The 15,587-nt window shown below is 66.6% G+C and carries 13 protein-coding genes and 4 tRNA genes; 12 read left to right on the top strand and 5 right to left on the bottom strand.

All coding sequences use genetic code 11. From position 1 onward, the window contains the following. Positions 1-63: 63 nt before the first annotated feature. The 4 genes from prfB to HFP89_RS06580 all read left to right on the top strand — a co-directional run bounded on the left by prfB (position 64) and on the right by HFP89_RS06580 (position 4,464). Positions 64-1,162, top strand: a protein-coding gene (prfB, locus tag HFP89_RS06565; protein WP_168716850.1) for a peptide chain release factor 2 whose coding sequence is annotated in 2 segments (ribosomal slippage) — positions 64-135 and positions 137-1,162 — 1,098 coding nt in all. Because the reading frame shifts where the segments join, the coding sequence is not laid out codon by codon here. Positions 1,163-1,349: 187 nt separating this feature from the next. Beyond that, a complete protein-coding gene (lysS, locus tag HFP89_RS06570) occupies positions 1,350-2,873 on the top strand; it encodes a lysine--tRNA ligase (RefSeq protein WP_168716851.1) in 1,524 nt (507 codons plus the stop codon). 68 nt (positions 2,874-2,941) lie between these two features. After that, entirely contained in the window at positions 2,942-3,442 is a 501-nt protein-coding gene (locus HFP89_RS06575; protein WP_168716852.1) for a hypothetical protein, read from the top strand. Next, positions 3,439-4,464: a hypothetical protein gene (locus HFP89_RS06580; RefSeq protein WP_168716853.1), complete on the top strand. Its 1,026-nt coding sequence runs from the start codon at positions 3,439-3,441 to the stop codon at positions 4,462-4,464. Before HFP89_RS06575 ends, HFP89_RS06580 begins: the two co-directional genes overlap by 4 nt. Positions 4,465-4,510: 46 nt before the next feature. Here HFP89_RS06580 and HFP89_RS06585 read toward each other — a convergent pair. The 3 genes from HFP89_RS06585 to HFP89_RS06595 all read right to left on the bottom strand — a co-directional run bounded on the left by HFP89_RS06585 (position 4,511) and on the right by HFP89_RS06595 (position 6,502). Next, positions 4,511-4,587 (bottom strand) — tRNA-Asn (locus HFP89_RS06585). 62 nt (positions 4,588-4,649) lie between these two features. Continuing rightward, positions 4,650-5,180 (bottom strand): GspH/FimT family protein, encoded by a 531-nt coding sequence (locus HFP89_RS06590; protein ID WP_168716854.1) that lies wholly within the window; start codon positions 5,178-5,180, stop codon positions 4,650-4,652. A 134-nt stretch (positions 5,181-5,314) separates the two neighbouring features. Next, entirely contained in the window at positions 5,315-6,502 is a 1,188-nt protein-coding gene (locus HFP89_RS06595; protein WP_168716855.1) for a pyridoxal phosphate-dependent aminotransferase, read from the bottom strand. A 108-nt stretch (positions 6,503-6,610) separates the two neighbouring features. Between HFP89_RS06595 and uvrB the strand changes: the two genes are divergently transcribed. Continuing rightward, a complete protein-coding gene (gene uvrB / locus HFP89_RS06600; RefSeq protein WP_168716856.1) occupies positions 6,611-8,665 on the top strand; it encodes an excinuclease ABC subunit UvrB in 2,055 nt (684 codons plus the stop codon). A 589-nt stretch (positions 8,666-9,254) separates the two neighbouring features. Here uvrB and HFP89_RS06605 read toward each other — a convergent pair. Then, positions 9,255-10,586, bottom strand: coding sequence for an MFS transporter (locus tag HFP89_RS06605; protein ID WP_168716857.1), 1,332 nt, complete (start codon positions 10,584-10,586; stop codon positions 9,255-9,257). Between the two features lie 84 nt (positions 10,587-10,670). Here HFP89_RS06605 and HFP89_RS06610 point away from each other — a divergent pair, with 84 nt between their 5' ends. Together HFP89_RS06610 and HFP89_RS06615 are read left to right on the top strand one after the other, a co-directional pair. Continuing rightward, on the top strand, positions 10,671-10,829 hold the full coding sequence (locus tag HFP89_RS06610) for a hypothetical protein (RefSeq protein ID WP_168716858.1): 159 nt from the start codon (positions 10,671-10,673) through the stop codon (positions 10,827-10,829). Further along, positions 10,826-11,695, top strand: coding sequence for a DUF6502 family protein (locus HFP89_RS06615; RefSeq protein ID WP_168716859.1), 870 nt, complete (start codon positions 10,826-10,828; stop codon positions 11,693-11,695). The genes HFP89_RS06610 and HFP89_RS06615 overlap by 4 nt, the downstream gene beginning before the upstream one ends. Before the next feature lie 203 nt (positions 11,696-11,898). On the opposite strand, the gene asnS is transcribed toward HFP89_RS06615, so the two are convergent. Continuing rightward, the gene (asnS, locus tag HFP89_RS06620) at positions 11,899-13,299 is read right to left on the bottom strand and encodes an asparagine--tRNA ligase (protein WP_168716860.1); all 1,401 of its coding nucleotides are present in this window, start codon (positions 13,297-13,299) and stop codon (positions 11,899-11,901) included. A gap of 98 nt (positions 13,300-13,397) precedes the next feature. Here asnS and HFP89_RS06625 point away from each other — a divergent pair, with 98 nt between their 5' ends. From HFP89_RS06625 to tuf, 5 genes are all read left to right on the top strand, one after another. Further along, on the top strand, positions 13,398-13,736 hold the full coding sequence (locus tag HFP89_RS06625; protein ID WP_168716861.1) for an iron-sulfur cluster assembly accessory protein: 339 nt from the start codon (positions 13,398-13,400) through the stop codon (positions 13,734-13,736). A gap of 288 nt (positions 13,737-14,024) precedes the next feature. Then, positions 14,025-14,109: transfer RNA gene (locus HFP89_RS06630), tRNA-Tyr, on the top strand. 33 nt (positions 14,110-14,142) lie between these two features. Then, positions 14,143-14,216: transfer RNA gene (locus HFP89_RS06635), tRNA-Gly, on the top strand. Between the two features lie 22 nt (positions 14,217-14,238). Then, positions 14,239-14,314: transfer RNA gene (locus HFP89_RS06640), tRNA-Thr, on the top strand. A 113-nt stretch (positions 14,315-14,427) separates the two neighbouring features. Next, positions 14,428-15,587, top strand: a 1,160-nt coding sequence (gene tuf, locus HFP89_RS06645) for an elongation factor Tu (protein WP_168716862.1), incomplete at its 3' end; no start/stop codon positions are given.

A 15,587-nucleotide genomic window follows, 5' to 3' on the forward strand; every position in this document is an offset into this window, starting at 1 on the left:
CGATTCCCGCCGCATGCCAGGCGGTACAATGAGCGGTTTGCACCCGACGAGACCCAACGCGCCATGGAACAGACCGCGCTGAAGAGCCTGCTGGACGATCTCTCCCGACGAGCCGAGTCGCTCAGGGGGTATCTTTGACTACGATGGCAAGGTAGAAAAGCTCGAGGAGGTCAACCGCGAGCTCGAGGATCCCGGCGTCTGGAACGACGCCGAGCGCGCCCAGGACCTGAACAAGGAACGTGCCGCGCTGGACAAGTCGGTGACCCTGCAACGTTCGGTGTTCGAGGGCGTACGCGACACCGGCGAGCTGCTGGAGATGGCCGTCGAGGAAGACGACGCCGACACCCTGGCCAGCGTCGAGAGCGACCTGAAATCGCTGGAGAAGCGCATCGAGGAACTCGAGTTCCAGCGGATGTTCTCCGGCGAAATGGACGAGCGCCCGTGCTTCATCGACATCCAGGCCGGCTCCGGTGGCACCGAGGCCCAGGACTGGGCCGAGATGCTGCTCCGGATGTACCTGCGCTGGGCCGAGTCACGCGGCTGGAGCGCCGAACTGCTGGAAGTCTCGGCCGGTGAAGTGGCCGGCATCAAGAGCGCGACGATCCGCGTCGAAGGCGACTTTGCCTATGGCTGGTGCCGCACCGAGACCGGCGTGCATCGACTCGTGCGCAAGTCGCCGTTCGACTCCGGCAACCGCCGCCATACCTCGTTCGCTTCGGTATTCGTGTCGCCGGAAATCGACGAGTCGATCGAGATCGACATCGACCCGTCGGACCTGAGAATCGACGTCTATCGCGCCTCCGGCGCCGGCGGCCAGCACGTCAACCGGACCGAATCGGCCGTGCGCATCACCCACGAGCCCAGCGGCATCGTCGTGCAGTGCCAGACCGACCGCTCGCAGCACAAGAACAAGGACCGCGCGATGGGCCAGCTGCGCGCCAGGCTCTACGAGCTGGAGCTGCAGAAACAGCGCGAGAAGGCCCAGGCCGCCGAGGAAGAAAAGGCCGACATCGGCTGGGGCAGCCAGATCCGCAACTACGTCCTCGACCAGTCGCGCATCAAGGACCTCCGCACCGGCGTCGAACGCGCCGACACCCAGAAAGTGCTCGACGGCGACCTCGACGACTTCGTCGCCGCCTCGCTGAAAGCGGGGTTGGAGTAGAAACAAACCGACAAACGGCAGATTACGCAGATAACGCAGACAAGAGCGCGTCGAGAACCGAACGGTCTTCGCGGATCGTTCCGCTCACCGAAATCGTTGGCGCTCACGTGCCTTGTTGCAGGGTTTTGACTTTTTCAATCCGTGGAGTCTGCGTAATCTGCGGTTCCGAAGAGAGAGCTTCCGCGTCATGACTGACCAGAACACGAACAACGAGCCGGTGGACGAGAACCGCCTGATCGCCGAGCGGCGGGCCAAGCTGGATGGCCTGCGCGAGCAGGGCCAGGCGTTTCCGAATACCTTCCGGCCGGCGCACCGGGCCGACGCGCTGCTGGCCGCCTACGGCGATGCCGAGGCGTATCCGCAGGAGACGCTGGAGTCGGACCCGATACCGGCGTCGGTGGCCGGGCGGATGCTCTCGCGGCGGATCATGGGCAAGGCGGCGTTCGTGCACATCCAGGACGGCTCGGGCCAGCGCATCCAGCTGTACCTGCGCCGCGACGACCTGCCGGAGGGCGTCTACCAGGCCTTCAAGCAATGGGACGTCGGCGATATCGTCGGCGCCGCCGGCGTGCTGATGCGTACGAAGACCGGCGAGCTCAGCGTCCACGCCAGCGAGCTGCAGCTGCTGGTCAAGTCGCTGCGCCCGCTGCCGGAGAAATGGCACGGGCTGACCGACCAGGAGACCCGTTATCGCCAGCGCTACGTCGACCTGATCGCCAACCCCGACGTGCGCCGCACCTTCGAGGTCCGCGCGAAGCTGATTTCCGGCATCCGCGCCTTTTTCGAGGCGCGCGGCTTTCTCGAGGTCGAGACGCCGATGATGCACCACCTGCCGGGCGGGGCGACCGCACGGCCGTTCAAGACCCATCACAACGCGCTGGACATCGACCTGTACCTGCGCGTCGCGCCCGAGCTGCACCTCAAGCGCCTGGTCGTCGGCGGCTTCGAACGGGTCTACGAGATCAACCGCAACTTCCGCAACGAGGGCGTGTCGACCCGGCACAACCCCGAGTTCACGATGCTGGAGTTCTACCAGGCCTACGCCGACTACAACGACCTGATGGACCTGACCGAGACCCTGCTGCGAACGCTGGCCGAAGAGCTCGGCTACGATGGCGCCAAGCTGGATTACCAGGGCGAGGACATCGACTTCGGCCCGGCCTTCCGGCGACTGTCGGTCGAGGAGGCGGTGCGCGAGTTCAATCCGGACCTGGCGGACGCCGACCTGCGCGACCGCGCCGTGCTGCTCGGCGGCTGCAAGGCGCTGGGCATTCCGGTGGAGGACGACTGGGGCTGGGGCAAGCTGCTGCTGGAGATCTTCGAAAAGAGCGTCGAGGCCAACCTGGTCCAGCCGACCTTCATCACCGGCTACCCGACCGAGGTCTCGCCGCTGTCGCGCCGCAACGACGACGACCCGGAGATCACCGACCGCTTCGAGCTGTTCATCGCCGGCCGCGAGATCGCGAACGGATTTTCCGAGCTCAACGACCCGGAAGACCAGGCCGAGCGCTTCCGCGCCCAGGTCGCGGCCAAGGACGCCGGCGACGCCGAAGCCATGCACTTCGACGCCGACTACATCCGCGCGCTGGAATACGGCATGCCGCCGACGGCCGGCGAGGGCATCGGCATCGACCGGCTGGTGATGCTGTTCACCGATTCGGCCTCGATCCGTGACGTGCTGCTGTTCCCGTACCTGCGGCCGGAGGTCTGACATCGTCTCGTCATTGCCGGCTTGATCGACGAGGTGTATGTTCGGGGCTGGTCAACCCGGTGCCGAACATGAAGCTGCAACCATGGCTGCCGGCAGGAGCGCTGCTCCTGCTCTCATCGGGCCTTGCGGCCCAGACGCTGGTCTACGAGCGCGAATACACGCTGATTGCCGAGGCGGACAACACGCTGCGGGTGGAACTTCACCCCGACGGCAGGCTTGTGGTCGAACGTCCCGAGTTCATGACCTGGTCGGGTCGCCACGAATTCCGGGTGGCACCGTCTCGCTACCAGGCGCTGCGCGATGCATTCGACGCCGCTCACACCGACACAGGCCGCCTGTATGAAGACGTCCAGCGGCGCGCGGCGAACGAGGAGTGGATCGTGACCGATCCCGAGTTCTCGCGCTTCGCGCTCGTCGATGAAGCGCGCGGCCCGCTCGAGCAGGTCACCGCGGTGTCGCTGGAGGCCTGGGCGGCGCGATTCGACGACCCGAGGCTCGAGCGCCTGCATGACCTGGAGCTGGACCTGTTCGAACTGATGAACGCGCAGGCGCCGGGAGCTGAGCAATGAGCCGCCGTGGTCCGACCGCGCCGCTGGTCCAGGCCCTGTCCGCAGCCGGCCTGATCGGCGCCAGCAGCCTGGCGCTGGCCGGGGCGTACATCTCTTCCAGCGGGACCTTTCCCGACCGGATCACCCACCCCAGCGGCTATACCGGAACCGGGGGAACCTTGAATGTCTCGGTCTGCATCGCACCGACCAGCGAATCCATTGCCGACATGGAAGTCTCGGTCCGGAACGCGATCTTCAACTGGAACCAGCTCACGCCGGTCAGCCCGAACCTGTTCCTGGGCGGAGCCAACGACATCCCGTCGGGGCAGATCGATTTCGAGTCGACCGTGGTCCACGAAATCGGCCACTGCATCGGCCTGGCGCACCCGAACGCGGCCACCGAGTCGGGCTTGCCCAACGAAGACCGCAACTACACCAAGGCCGGTCAGGGCAGCAACGGCGTCTTCGACCTGGATCCCGGCGCCGACGGCATCAAGGGCTCGGCCGACGACCTGCGCGGCGACGACATCAGCCTGCACTGGTTCAACCCCGACAACAATCCCTTCGTGCTGTTCGAGCCGGTCGATGTGTCGAACTACTTCATCGACCTGGCCGACCTGCCGGCCGGCGACACCTTCCCGGCCAACGCGGACCGGACCGTCGGAGCGGCGCTCGGCTTTCCCGACAGCGAGGCCGTGATGCAGCAGGGCGCCTTCTTCGACGAGGACCAGCGCCAGCTCGGCGTCAGCGACGTGGCGATGATCCGGCTGGCGGCCTCAGGCCTCGATGAAACCCAGGGCACCGGCGACGACTACACGCTGCAGCTGGTCTACGGCGGCGTGCAGAGCGGCTGCGACATCACCGTCCAGGTCACCGGGGGGAGCTTCGCGTTCTGTTCGGTGGGCACCACGACCGTCTCCGGCCGCCACCGCCGCGTCACTGCAGCAACGGTGCAGATGGGCTCGGCCACCAACTTCGACTGGTTCTTCAACCAGACCCTGCTGGGCCCCGAAGGGATCTTCGCCGACGGGTTCGAAATCTGAGCAACAAAAAAACGCCCCGCAGCGGACTGCGGGGCGTTCTCGGATTTGGCTCCCCGGGTCGGATTCGAACCAACGACCTAGTGATTAACAGTCACCCGCTCTAACCAGCTGAGCTACCGGGGAATGGAAGCCCGCTATTTTCCTACGGGAATCCGGTTTCGTCAAGGCGCAACCCGGTTTTTTCCTCAACCGGTGCCGGGGCAGCGCAGGTGGCGCGGCAGGGCGGCGACGCGCGGGCGGCCGGGGTTGGAGACGATCACGGCCCGGGCCCGCTCGGGATCGACGCGGTCGCAGATCTTCAGGGTCAGGTTGCTGCCGCCGGCGGTGCCGTCGGGCCGGTAGCGGACCTGGAAGCGGCCGGCCGAGTCGACCGTCACGCCGCGGGCCGGGTTGCCGACCCGCAGCAGGTCGGATTCGGCGTCGATCCGACGGTTGCGGTCCGGGTCGCGGAAGACGATCCAGCCGGCGTCCCATCGATTGCCGTCGCTGCAGCGGATGCGGTCGTCGGATGGGCACATCAGGGTGATTTCGCGCCGGGTCACGGCGTGCAGCCGGGCCAGGTTCAGGTGGGCGACGAGTTCGTTGGCGGTCGAATCGATGCGCTGTTTCTGGGTCAGTTGCGTGAAGGCCGGCACGGCCAGGCCGGTGAGGATGGCCAGCAGCGCGAGCGCGGCCATCAGCTCGATCAGGGTGAAGGCCTGTGTGGACTTCGGCATGCGTGTGCTCCGTGGGTTCCGGAGCTGCATGATCGGCGGGGCGCGGGGCTGCGCGCGTCGGGCAGATGTCGCGCGTTGTTGTAGGAAATCGTCGCGTCGGACGGTCGGAAAATCGCTTGTCCGGCGGCCGGAGCTCAGGCGTCGGCGAGCACGTTGCGCAGTCGCTCGACGGCGTCCTTCAGGGTGTCCAGGCTGCAGGCGAACGAGATCCGGGCGTGGCCCGGGGCGCCGAACGCGGTGCCGGGCACCAGCGCGACGCCGGCCTTCTCGAGCAGGTGCTCGCAGAACGCGCCGTCGCCGTCCAGGCCCATCGCCTCGATCGCCCCGGACGCGTCGATGAAGACGTAGAACGCGCCTTCGCCCGGCGCGCAGGCCAGGCCCGGCAGGTCGTTCAGCGCCGGCACCAGCCAGTCGTGGCGCTTCTTGAACTCGGCGCACATGTGCTCGACGCAGAGCTGGCTGTCGGTCAGCGCGGCGACCGCGGCGGCCTGGCTGATGGAGCACGGGTTGGAGGTGCTCTGGCCCTGGATCTTGCGCATCTGCTTGATCAGTTCCGCATCGCCGGCGGCGTAGCCGATCCGCCAGCCGGTCATTGCGTAGGCCTTGCTGACGCCGTTGACGACGACGGTGCGACCCTTCAGCGCGGGGCAGACCTGCGGCAGCGTGGTGAACGGCTCGTCGGCCCACCAGATGTGCTCGTAGATGTCGTCGGTGCAGATCACCACGCGCGGGAATTCCTCGAGCACCTCACCCAGCGCGGCCAGTTCGGCGCGTGAGTAGGCGCGGCCGGTCGGGTTGCCGGGTGAGTTCAGGATCAGCAGCCGGGTCTCCTCGTTGATCGACGAGCGCAGCTGGGTCGGCGTGATCTTGAAGCCGTTGTCCATCGTGGTGTGCAGGATGACCGGGGCGCCGCCGGCCAGCCGCACCATGTCCGGGTACGAGACCCAGTACGGCGCGGGAATCAGTACCTCGTCGCCCGGATCGATCAGCGCCTGGATCAGGTTGTACAGCGACTGCTTGGCCCCGCAGGACACCAGGATCTGGTCGCGCTGGTAGCTCAACTCATTGTCGCGATTGAATTTTTCTATGATCGCGTCCTTCAGCGCCGGGGTCCCATCGACCGCGGTGTAGCGTGTCTGGCCGTCGCGGATGGCCTCGATGGCGGCCTGCTGGATGTGATCCGGGGTCTCGAAATCCGGCTCGCCCATGCTCAGCGACAGGATGTTGCGGCCCCGGGCCTTGAGTTCGGCCGCCTTCATCGACATCGCGATGGTGGCGGACGGCTTGACCTGGGCGACGCGCTGGGCGGTGCGAATGGACATGACGGAGTTCCCTGGATGGATGTTCGGACCCTCGATGACCGGACGACGTTGCATTGCCCGGCGCTCGGCCACAATTATAGGAGTTTGGACCCGCGACAAGGGAGCACGATGGCACAGCGCGCGAAGAATCGTCGATTCCGGATGGCCTCGAGCTACGAGCCGGCCGGCGACCAGCCGGCAGCGATCGATGCGCTGGTCGAGTCGATCCTGCGTGGCGACCGCCACCAGACGCTGCTGGGCGTGACCGGCTCGGGCAAGACCTTCACGATGGCCAATGTCGTGGAGCGGCTGCAGCGGCCGACGCTGGTGATGGCGCCGAACAAGACCCTGGCCGCCCAGCTCTACGGCGAGTTCAAGGCGTTCTTTCCCGACAACGCTATCGAATATTTCGTCAGCTACTACGACTACTACCAGCCCGAGGCCTACGTTCCGGCCTCCGATACCTTCATCGAGAAGGATGCCTCGATCAACGAACATATCGAGCAGATGCGGCTGTCGGCCACCAAGGCGCTGCTGGAGCGGCGCGATGCGCTGATCGTCGGCACGGTCTCGGCGATCTACGGCCTCGGCGACCCGTCGAGCTTCCTGAAGATGACCCTGGCGCTGGAGAAGGGCGCCGAGATCGATCAGCGCACGATCCTGCGCCGGTTGGCCGAGATGCAGTATTCGCGCAACGACTTCGAGCTCAGGCGCGGCACCTATCGCGTGCGCGGCGAGCTGATCGACATCTTTCCGGGCGATTCCGACGAAGAGGCGGTCCGGGTCGAACTGTTCGACGACGAGATCGAGCGGATCAGTCGCTTCGATCCGCTGACCGGCGAGATCCGCGAGGCCCTGGACGAGCTGACGATCTTCCCCAAGACCCACTACGTGACGCCGCGCCAGGTCGTGCTCGATGCGACCGAGGCGATCAAGCTCGAACTGGCCGAGCGGCTGGAGCAGCTCAAGGGCGCCGGCAAGCTGCTCGAGGCCCAGCGACTGGAACAGCGCACCCGCTTCGACCTGGAAATGATGATGGAGCTGGGCTACTGTCAGGGCATCGAGAACTACTCCCGCCACCTGACCGGCCGCCAGCCGGGCGATCCGCCGCCGACCCTGTTCGACTACCTGGCCGAGGACGCCCTGCTGATCCTCGACGAGTCGCACGTCACCGTGCCGCAGATCGGCGGCATGTATCGCGGCGACCGGGCCCGCAAGGAAACGCTGGTCGAATACGGCTTCCGCCTGCCGTCGGCGCTGGACAACCGGCCGTTGAAGTTCGAGGAATGGGAGGCGCGCGCGCCGCAGGCCATCCATGTATCGGCCACGCCGCGGAAGTGGGAGCTCGAGCGTTCCGGAACGGTGGCCGAGCAGGTCGTGCGCCCGACCGGGCTGATCGACCCCGAGACCGAGGTCCGCCCGGTGGGCACCCAGGTCGACGACCTGCTCGGGGAGATCCGCGAGCGGGTCGGCCTGGGCGACCGGGTGCTGGTCACCACGCTGACCAAGCGGATGGCCGAGAACCTGACCGAATACCTGGCCGAACACGACGTGCGCGTGCGCTACCTGCACTCCGACATCGACACCGTCGAGCGGGTCGAGATCATCCGCGATCTCCGGCTCGGCGCGTTCGACGTGCTGGTGGGCATCAACCTGCTGCGCGAGGGCCTGGACCTGCCCGAAGTCTCGCTGGTCGCGATCCTGGATGCCGACAAGGAGGGCTTCCTGCGCTCCGAGGGTTCGCTGATCCAGACCATCGGTCGCGCCGCGCGCAACGTCCGCGGCAAGGCGATCCTGTACGCCGATTCGATCACCGACTCGATGAAACGCGCGCTCGACGAGACCGAACGCCGTCGGGCCAGGCAGGTGGCGTTCAATGCCGAGCACGGCATCACGCCCCGGACCATCGAGAAGAACATCGCCGACATCATGGCCGACGCCCACAACGCACCCGGCGCGAAGGGCAAGGGGCGCGGGCGCAAGAGCGAGGACCGCGCCGGCCGCCGCGCCGCCGAGGCGACCGCCGACTACAACGACGCGCCGATGTCGGCCGCCGAAGCCGCGAAGAAGATCGCCGAGCTCGAAAAGGCCATGTTCAAGGCGGCCGAGAACCTCGAATTCGAAGAAGCCGCCGCCATCCGCGACCGCATCCACAAGGTCAAGGCGCAGGGGTTTGCGGCTTGACGGCAGGGACGAGGGGAGAGGGCGGAAAACGACAAGAAACCGCAGATGGACGCCGAATGAAAAAAACACGGCGGTATGGCGTTCACTGCCGGCTCTGGAAACCGCTGCCGGGAAGCGCGCGGCGCACTTGTTCCTGGAGCCCGACCTTGATCGTTGATCAAAAGCGAACCTGATTACGCACGTTTCTCGGCCGGTAGTACAGCCCTCCGGAGGCGTGCAGGAAACTCGAGAACAGCAAGCAAGGACCCTTCGAAAGCGCTTTTTGCCCGGGTTCGACTGTTGGAGGGCGCTTGCGCGCGAAGGATGGCCGCTTCCGAAGTCGTTCGCGCGCAAGCGCCCTCCAACAGGCGGTCTTTCTGCCAGTCCGGCGTCGGGCTGGAATCTCGCTTGGGATGGAAACCCGTCCTTCGAATCCGATCGGACGATCCAACGGCTCGCCTGTATCGCCTGCCGCGATGCTCCGATGCCGGGACGCTACCCGACCGTGGCCGAGATTCATGCGTAATCAGGAAAGCGAAACACGCCTCGGTGTTCTCCGCGTTCATCTGCGGTAGCCGGGGTTTTCTGCAGTGAACCTTCCGAAATCCGGTCAGGTGACCTCCGGCAGGCGGGATGAGAGCCAGGCGCCGGCCAGGCCCATGCAGGCCAGGACGACGATGACGCCGGAGACCGAGATGACGTTGGCCAGGGCGCCGACGCTGCCGGTGATCAGCAGGACGACGCCGATGACGGTGTTGCTGACCGCCACGTAGTCGGTGCGTTTGTTGCCGCCGGCCAGGTCGACGACGTAGGTCTTGCGGCCCATCCGGACGCCGGCATGGGCGATGGCCAGCAGGAAGAAGAACAGCGGATACAGCCAGGCGGCGCCGGCCACGTCGCCGCCGAAGTTCACGATCGCGACCAGGCCCAGGCCGACCAGCGCGGCCGCGGCGCCGGCGATGACCATGACCCGGCGGCTGGAGCGGTCGGCGAACCGGCCCCAGAACGGCGCGGAAATCAGCGAGGCGACCCCGTCGGCGATCACGAACAGGCCCAGTACCAGCAGCGCACCTTCGGTGTTGTCGTGGGCCAGCAGGATGAAGAACGGCGCGCTGAGCGCCGAGCACAGCAGCAGCGAGCGGGCAATCACGAAGCGCCGGAACGGCGCGTCCTCGCGCAGCAGGGCCAGTCGTTTCAGCGCCTCGCTCAGCGCGTTGCCGCCGCCTTCGGTGGCGCCGGGTTCCTCGCGGATCGCCGCGTAGGTCGATGCGCCGACCAGCCACAGGCCGCCGGCGATCGTCAGCAGCAGCACCCAGGTGCCGACCGCGGTGTCGGCGCCGTCGCGGTCGAACAGCAGGAAGGTGCCGATGCCGATGGTGACCAGCCCGGCCAGGGTCTCCGACCAGCCGCTGACCCGGCCGCGGCGGGTCTTCGGCACGGTCTTGCCGAGCACGTCCTTCGAGGCCACCGAGCACAGTCCGCGCGACAGGCTGAACACCACCAGCGCGCCGATCAGCGCGAATCCCGCCGCCGCGCCGGTCAGGGTGGCGGCCACGACGGCCATGGAGAACACGGCCAGCGCCTGGAGCACGGCGCCGAGCACGAACACCCACTTGCGCACCGGCATCCGGCGCACGTAGCTGGCGATGACCAGCTGCGGGATCAGCGAGCCCGACTCGCGGATCGGCACCAGAAAGGCGGTGAACACCGCCGGGGCCGCCAGCGAGGCCAGCAGCCAGGCCAGCACGGTCTTCGGGTTGGCGATCGCGTCGCCGAGCTTGGTGAAGAACTGGGTGGCGATCTGGAGCAGGAAGTTGCCCGGGACCACCCGGCAGGCCGAATCGGAAATGTCCCGGCAGACGCGGGCGTCTTCCTCGTTGACCAACTGCTGGTACAGGCGATCGAGGCGGCGGTCGTCGAACAGGTTGCGGAGCATGGGCATGGCGCGAATCGGGACGGGACGAACACCCCGCGATTATCCACGCAAGGGCGGCCCGTCGCACGGATGCCGAAGGAATATGCATCGATGCATATTGACAAAAATGGTCGAAAATGGAATCATGCAGTCCACATCGGGACTCGCTGGCCGAACAGCCGACCGGCAGCAGCGATCCGGCCGGAAACGGCGAAATCCTGTGAATCGTTCAACAAGCGGATGGGAGACAAGGGGGCGATGAGCCGATGACTGCACCGCGACCTGCCGACCAGGCGGCACGCCGTCCGGCCGGGCCCGGCACGGCCCCTGAATCCCCGTCCGAGCGTGCCGCGCGCGCCGTCGAGCGCATGCTTCGGCCGCTGGTTCGGCTGCTGGTCGGGCGAGTGGCCTGCATCTACGTGATCGACCGTCTGCGCCGTCTCTACCTGGAAGAAGCGCGCGCCTGGCTGGAGCGCACCCAGCCCGACCAGCGCGTGACGCGGTCCAAGCTGGCGATGCTGACGGGCCTGGATACCCGCACCATTTCGGCCATGGAGCACGACCCCGACCACGAGTCGCTCCTGGCGCACGAAGTCTGCGCCGGATCCGTGGTGCTGGATCGCTGGATCCATCACGAGGGCTTCCAGGATGCCGACGGGCAGCCCGCGCTGCTGCCGGTGATGGGGCCGGGCTCGTCGTTCCAGGCGCTGACCGCTCGGGCGGTCGGCCGCAACATCACGGTCCACACGATGCTCGACCAGCTGGTCGAGTCGGGCAACGTACGGATCGAATCGGGCGAGCGGGTCCGGCTGGTCGATCCGGTCTATCGGCCGGTGCGTCCGTCGGAGTTGACGGTGCTGGACGCCGGTTCGCATTCGATCGCCCGGCTGACCGAGACTGTCGTCCACAACCTCGACGCCGAGCCCGGGCAGGGCCGGCTGCAGCAGGACCGCTTGTCCCGGATGATCCCGGAAGACCGGTATCCGGAACTCGAGCTGCGGGCCCGCGAATTGATCGAACAGCACATCGCGGCGCTGGACTCGCTGGTCGGCGAGTACGAGTGTCACGACCTCGACGGCGCGGCCGCACCGTCCGGCGTCAGGAGCCTGGGCGTGGGCTGGTATGTCTTCGAATGACGCAGAGGAGCGCGGCAGGGTGCCGCACGTTTGGTTGGGCCCGGCGGCCATGGGAGCATTGACGCCGGGTTAGTGGCGGCCATCGACGCGCATCGGTTCTTCCCCTTCTGGACCGGTGCATGCGTCCTGGCGGTCGGGGACGGCGCTGCCTTCGGGCAGCGCCTTTTTTTGTGGGGCGTGCGCGGCGCGGGCCGCGCGGGCGGTCAGAACGGGGCGCTTCCGGGCGTGCGCGGGTAGGGGATCACGTCGCGGATGTTGCCCATGCCCGAGATATAGGCCAGCAGGCGCTCGAAGCCGAGGCCGAATCCGGCGTGCGGCACCGTGCCGTAGCGGCGCAGGTCCAGGAACCAGTCGTAGGCGCCGGATTCAAGCTGCTCGGGCGCCATCCGGCTCTTCAGAACGTCGAGCCGTTCTTCGCGCTGGCTGCCGCCGATGATCTCGCCGATGCCCGGGGCCAGGACGTCCATGGCGGCAACGGTCTTGCCGTCGTCGTTCAGGCGCATGTAGAAGGCCTTGATCTCGGCCGGGTAATTGACCACGATCACCGGTGCCTGGCAGTGCTTCTCGGTCAGGTAACGCTCGTGTTCTGTCTGCAGGTCCAGGCCCCACTCGGGCGCGTAGTCGAAGTTCCGGCCGCTGGCCTGCAGCACGCGGATCGCCTCGGCGTAGTCCATCCGCACGAACGGGCTTTCGACCAGCCGCTCGAGTCGCTCGATCGCGGTGGGTTCGATCCGATCGGCGAAGAACGCCATGTCTTCGCCGCAGCGGTCGAGGACCTGGCGGAACACCGATTTCAGGAAGTCCTCGGCCAGCAGCGCGAGTTCGTCGAGCCCGGCGAACGCGATCTCCGGCTCGATCATCCAGAATTCGGCCAGGTGGCGGGTGGTGTTGGAATTCTCGGCCCGGAAGGTCGGACCGAAGGTGTAGACCTTGCTCAGCGCCAGGCAGTAGGCCTCGACGTTGAGCTGGCCGGACACGGTCAGGAAGGTCTCGCGGCCGAAGAAGTCCTTGCCGAAATCGACCTCGCCCTTCGCGTCGCGCGGCAGGTTGGCCAGGTCCAGCGTGCTGACCCGGAACAGCTCGCCGGCGCCTTCGGCGTCGGAGGCGGTGATGATCGGCGTGTTGACCCACTGGTAGCCGTTGCTGTCGAAATAGTCGTGGATCGCCTTGGCCGCGGCGTGCCGGACCCGGGTGATGGCGCCGAAGGTGTTGGTGCGCGGGCGCAGGTGGGCGACCGAGCGGAGAAACTCGAAGCCGTGTTGCTTCGGCTGGATCGGATAGGTGTCCGGATCCTCGACGCCGCCGACCAGCTCGACCTCGGCGGCCTGTAGCTCGACGGTCTGGCCGCGCCCCTGGGACTCGACCAGCGTGCCGTGGCAGCGGACCGAACAGCCCGAAGTCAGGTGCAGGACCACGTCCTCGTAGTTCGGCAGGTCCTTCGGCGCCACGACCTGGAGATTGCCGAAGCAGGAGCCGTCGTTGACGTGCAGGAAGGAGAATCCGGCCTTCGAATCGCGCCGGGTGCGCACCCAGCCTTGGATGGTCAGCGGGTCGCCGACGGGGTGTTCGCCGGCCAGAACGGCCTTGATGCTCGCGTTTGGCATATCGATCCAGGGTGTCCGGGGAATTGAAAAATGAGTTCGCGGCGCAAGATAATAGAGCAAGCGTTGATGGAAATCCGGCCCACGGGGTAAAACCAGCCATGAATTCGACATCGATTACCCTCACTCAGGCCGCCGCGGAGCGCGTGGCGCATTTCCTCACCGACCAGGGCGGCGTGGGTCTGCGCCTCGGCGTGCGCCGGACCGGCTGCTCGGGGTGGGCCTACGAAGTGGGCCTGGCCGAGGCCGTCGAGGACGGCGATACGGTGTTCGAGGATCGCGGCATCCGGATCGTCGTGGATGCCGACGCGCTGCCGCTGGTGGCGGGCACCCGCATCGATTTCGCCCGGCAGGGTCTCAATCGCCAGTTCGAGTTCGAGAACCCGAACGTGACCGACGAGTGCGGCTGCGGGGAGAGCTTCACCGTCACGGCCGGATAGCGGGTCGGTCCCGGATCCGACGGCGGCCTGAATCGGGCAGCAGCGATCCCGCCGGAATCTCCAGCAGCGGTCGTCCGCTCTTGCGTTCGGTTCCGCGCAGTCTCCACATCGGTGCTGCCTCGCCTGGCCACCGTGGAACGCCCGGCAGGGTGCCCCGATCTGCCCCGGGCGACCGCTGGGGCCTGGCTTCCTTCGTTTTTCTTCAAATCGGCCTTGACTTGGCCCTCGACATGGTCGAAAATTGCGGGCTTCGTCCGATGACGATGGGATTTCCGGAGCGCATCGAGCGGAGGGGTACTCAAGCGGTCAACGAGGGCAGACTGTAAATCTGCTGGCTATGCCTTCGCAGGTTCGAATCCTGCCCCCTCCACCACTTCGGAATCCAACGGGTCGCGGCACGGGTGAGGCGGGTGTAGTTCAACGGTAGAACCTCAGCCTTCCAAGCTGATGATGTCGGTTCGATTCCGATCACCCGCTCCAGTGTCGTACGGAGGAAGACGATGCCCGCGTAGCTCAGGCGGTAGAGCACTCCCTTGGTAAGGGAGAGGTCACTGGTTCGAGTCCAGTCGTGGGCACCAGATCGAAGCCGGCCCTCAGGGTTTCCCTGCGGGCCGTTTCTGCCGGCTGCGGGTCGGCACAACAGATCGGCCATTGAATTCGGCACACATAAAGCAAACGGAGTTTTCAGGGCATGTCCAAGGCTAAATTCGAACGTACGAAGCCGCACGTGAACGTCGGCACCATCGGTCACGTCGACCACGGCAAGACCACGCTGACGGCGGCGCTGACGAAGGTGTGCGCGGAAGCGCGTGGCGGCGAGTTCCGCGCCTACGATCAGATCGACAACGCGCCGGAAGAGCGTGCGCGCGGGATCACGATCGCGACGGCGCACGTCGAGTACGAGTCGGACGCGCGTCACTACGCCCACGTGGACTGCCCGGGGCACGCCGACTACGTCAAGAACATGATCACCGGTGCGGCGCAGATGGACGGCGCGATCCTGGTGGTGTCGGCGGCCGACGGCCCGATGCCGCAGACGCGCGAGCACATCCTGCTGGCGCGCCAGGTCGGCGTTCCGCAGATCCTGGTCTACCTGAACAAGGCGGACATGGTCGACGACGAAGAGCTGCTGGAGCTGGTGGAGATGGAAGTCCGCGAGCTGCTGTCGAGCTACGACTTCCCGGGCGACGACACCCCGATCATCACCGGTTCGGCGCTGAAGGCGCTGGAAGGCGACGATTCGGACATCGGCGTGCCGTCGATCATGAAGCTGGTCGAGGCGCTGGACACCTACATTCCGACGCCGGAGCGTGACACCGACAAGCCGTTCCTGATGCCGATCGAGGACGTGTTCTCGATTTCGGGTCGCGGTACGGTGGTGACGGGTCGCATCGAGCGCGGCATCGTGACGGTGGGCGACGAGCTGGAAATCGTCGGCATCAAGGACACCACGAAGACGACCTGCACGGGCGTGGAGATGTTCCGCAAGCTGCTGGATCGCGGTGAGGCGGGCGACAACGTCGGCGTGCTGCTGCGCGGCACCAAGCGTGACGACGTCGAGCGCGGCCAGGTGCTGGCCAAGCCGGGCACGATCACGCCGCACACGCACTTCGAAGCCGAGGTGTACGTGCTGAGCAAGGAAGAGGGCGGCCGTCACACGCCGTTCTTCAAGGGCTACCGTCCGCAGTTCTACTTCCGCACGACCGACGTGACGGGTGCCGTGGAGCTGCCGGAAGGTGTCGAGATGGTGATGCCGGGCGACAACGTGAAGATCCAGGTCGAGCTGATCGCACCGATCGCCATGGAAGAAGGTCTGCGTTTCGCCATCCGTGAGGGTGGTCGGACCGTGGG

This window comes from Wenzhouxiangella sp. XN79A (assembly GCF_012272825.1).
Lineage (GTDB): Bacteria > Pseudomonadota > Gammaproteobacteria > Xanthomonadales > Wenzhouxiangellaceae.

What these genes read in the sequence shown, in the direction of transcription:
- HFP89_RS06625 (WP_168716861.1), top strand. Translation starts at nt 13,398, where the DNA reads ATGAATTCGACATCGATTACCCTCACTCAGGCCGCCGCGGAGCGCGTG.
- HFP89_RS06595 (WP_168716855.1), bottom strand. Translation starts at nt 6,502, where the DNA reads ATGTCCATTCGCACCGCCCAGCGCGTCGCCCAGGTCAAGCCGTCCGCC.
- HFP89_RS06590 (WP_168716854.1), bottom strand. Translation starts at nt 5,180, where the DNA reads ATGCCGAAGTCCACACAGGCCTTCACCCTGATCGAGCTGATGGCCGCG.
- HFP89_RS06580 (WP_168716853.1), top strand. Translation starts at nt 3,439, where the DNA reads ATGAGCCGCCGTGGTCCGACCGCGCCGCTGGTCCAGGCCCTGTCCGCA.
- HFP89_RS06610 (WP_168716858.1), top strand. Translation starts at nt 10,671, where the DNA reads ATGCATATTGACAAAAATGGTCGAAAATGGAATCATGCAGTCCACATC.
- uvrB (WP_168716856.1), top strand. Translation starts at nt 6,611, where the DNA reads ATGGCACAGCGCGCGAAGAATCGTCGATTCCGGATGGCCTCGAGCTAC.
- HFP89_RS06575 (WP_168716852.1), top strand. Translation starts at nt 2,942, where the DNA reads ATGAAGCTGCAACCATGGCTGCCGGCAGGAGCGCTGCTCCTGCTCTCA.
- HFP89_RS06615 (WP_168716859.1), top strand. Translation starts at nt 10,826, where the DNA reads ATGACTGCACCGCGACCTGCCGACCAGGCGGCACGCCGTCCGGCCGGG.
- asnS (WP_168716860.1), bottom strand. Translation starts at nt 13,299, where the DNA reads ATGCCAAACGCGAGCATCAAGGCCGTTCTGGCCGGCGAACACCCCGTC.
- lysS (WP_168716851.1), top strand. Translation starts at nt 1,350, where the DNA reads ATGACTGACCAGAACACGAACAACGAGCCGGTGGACGAGAACCGCCTG.
- HFP89_RS06605 (WP_168716857.1), bottom strand. Translation starts at nt 10,586, where the DNA reads ATGCCCATGCTCCGCAACCTGTTCGACGACCGCCGCCTCGATCGCCTG.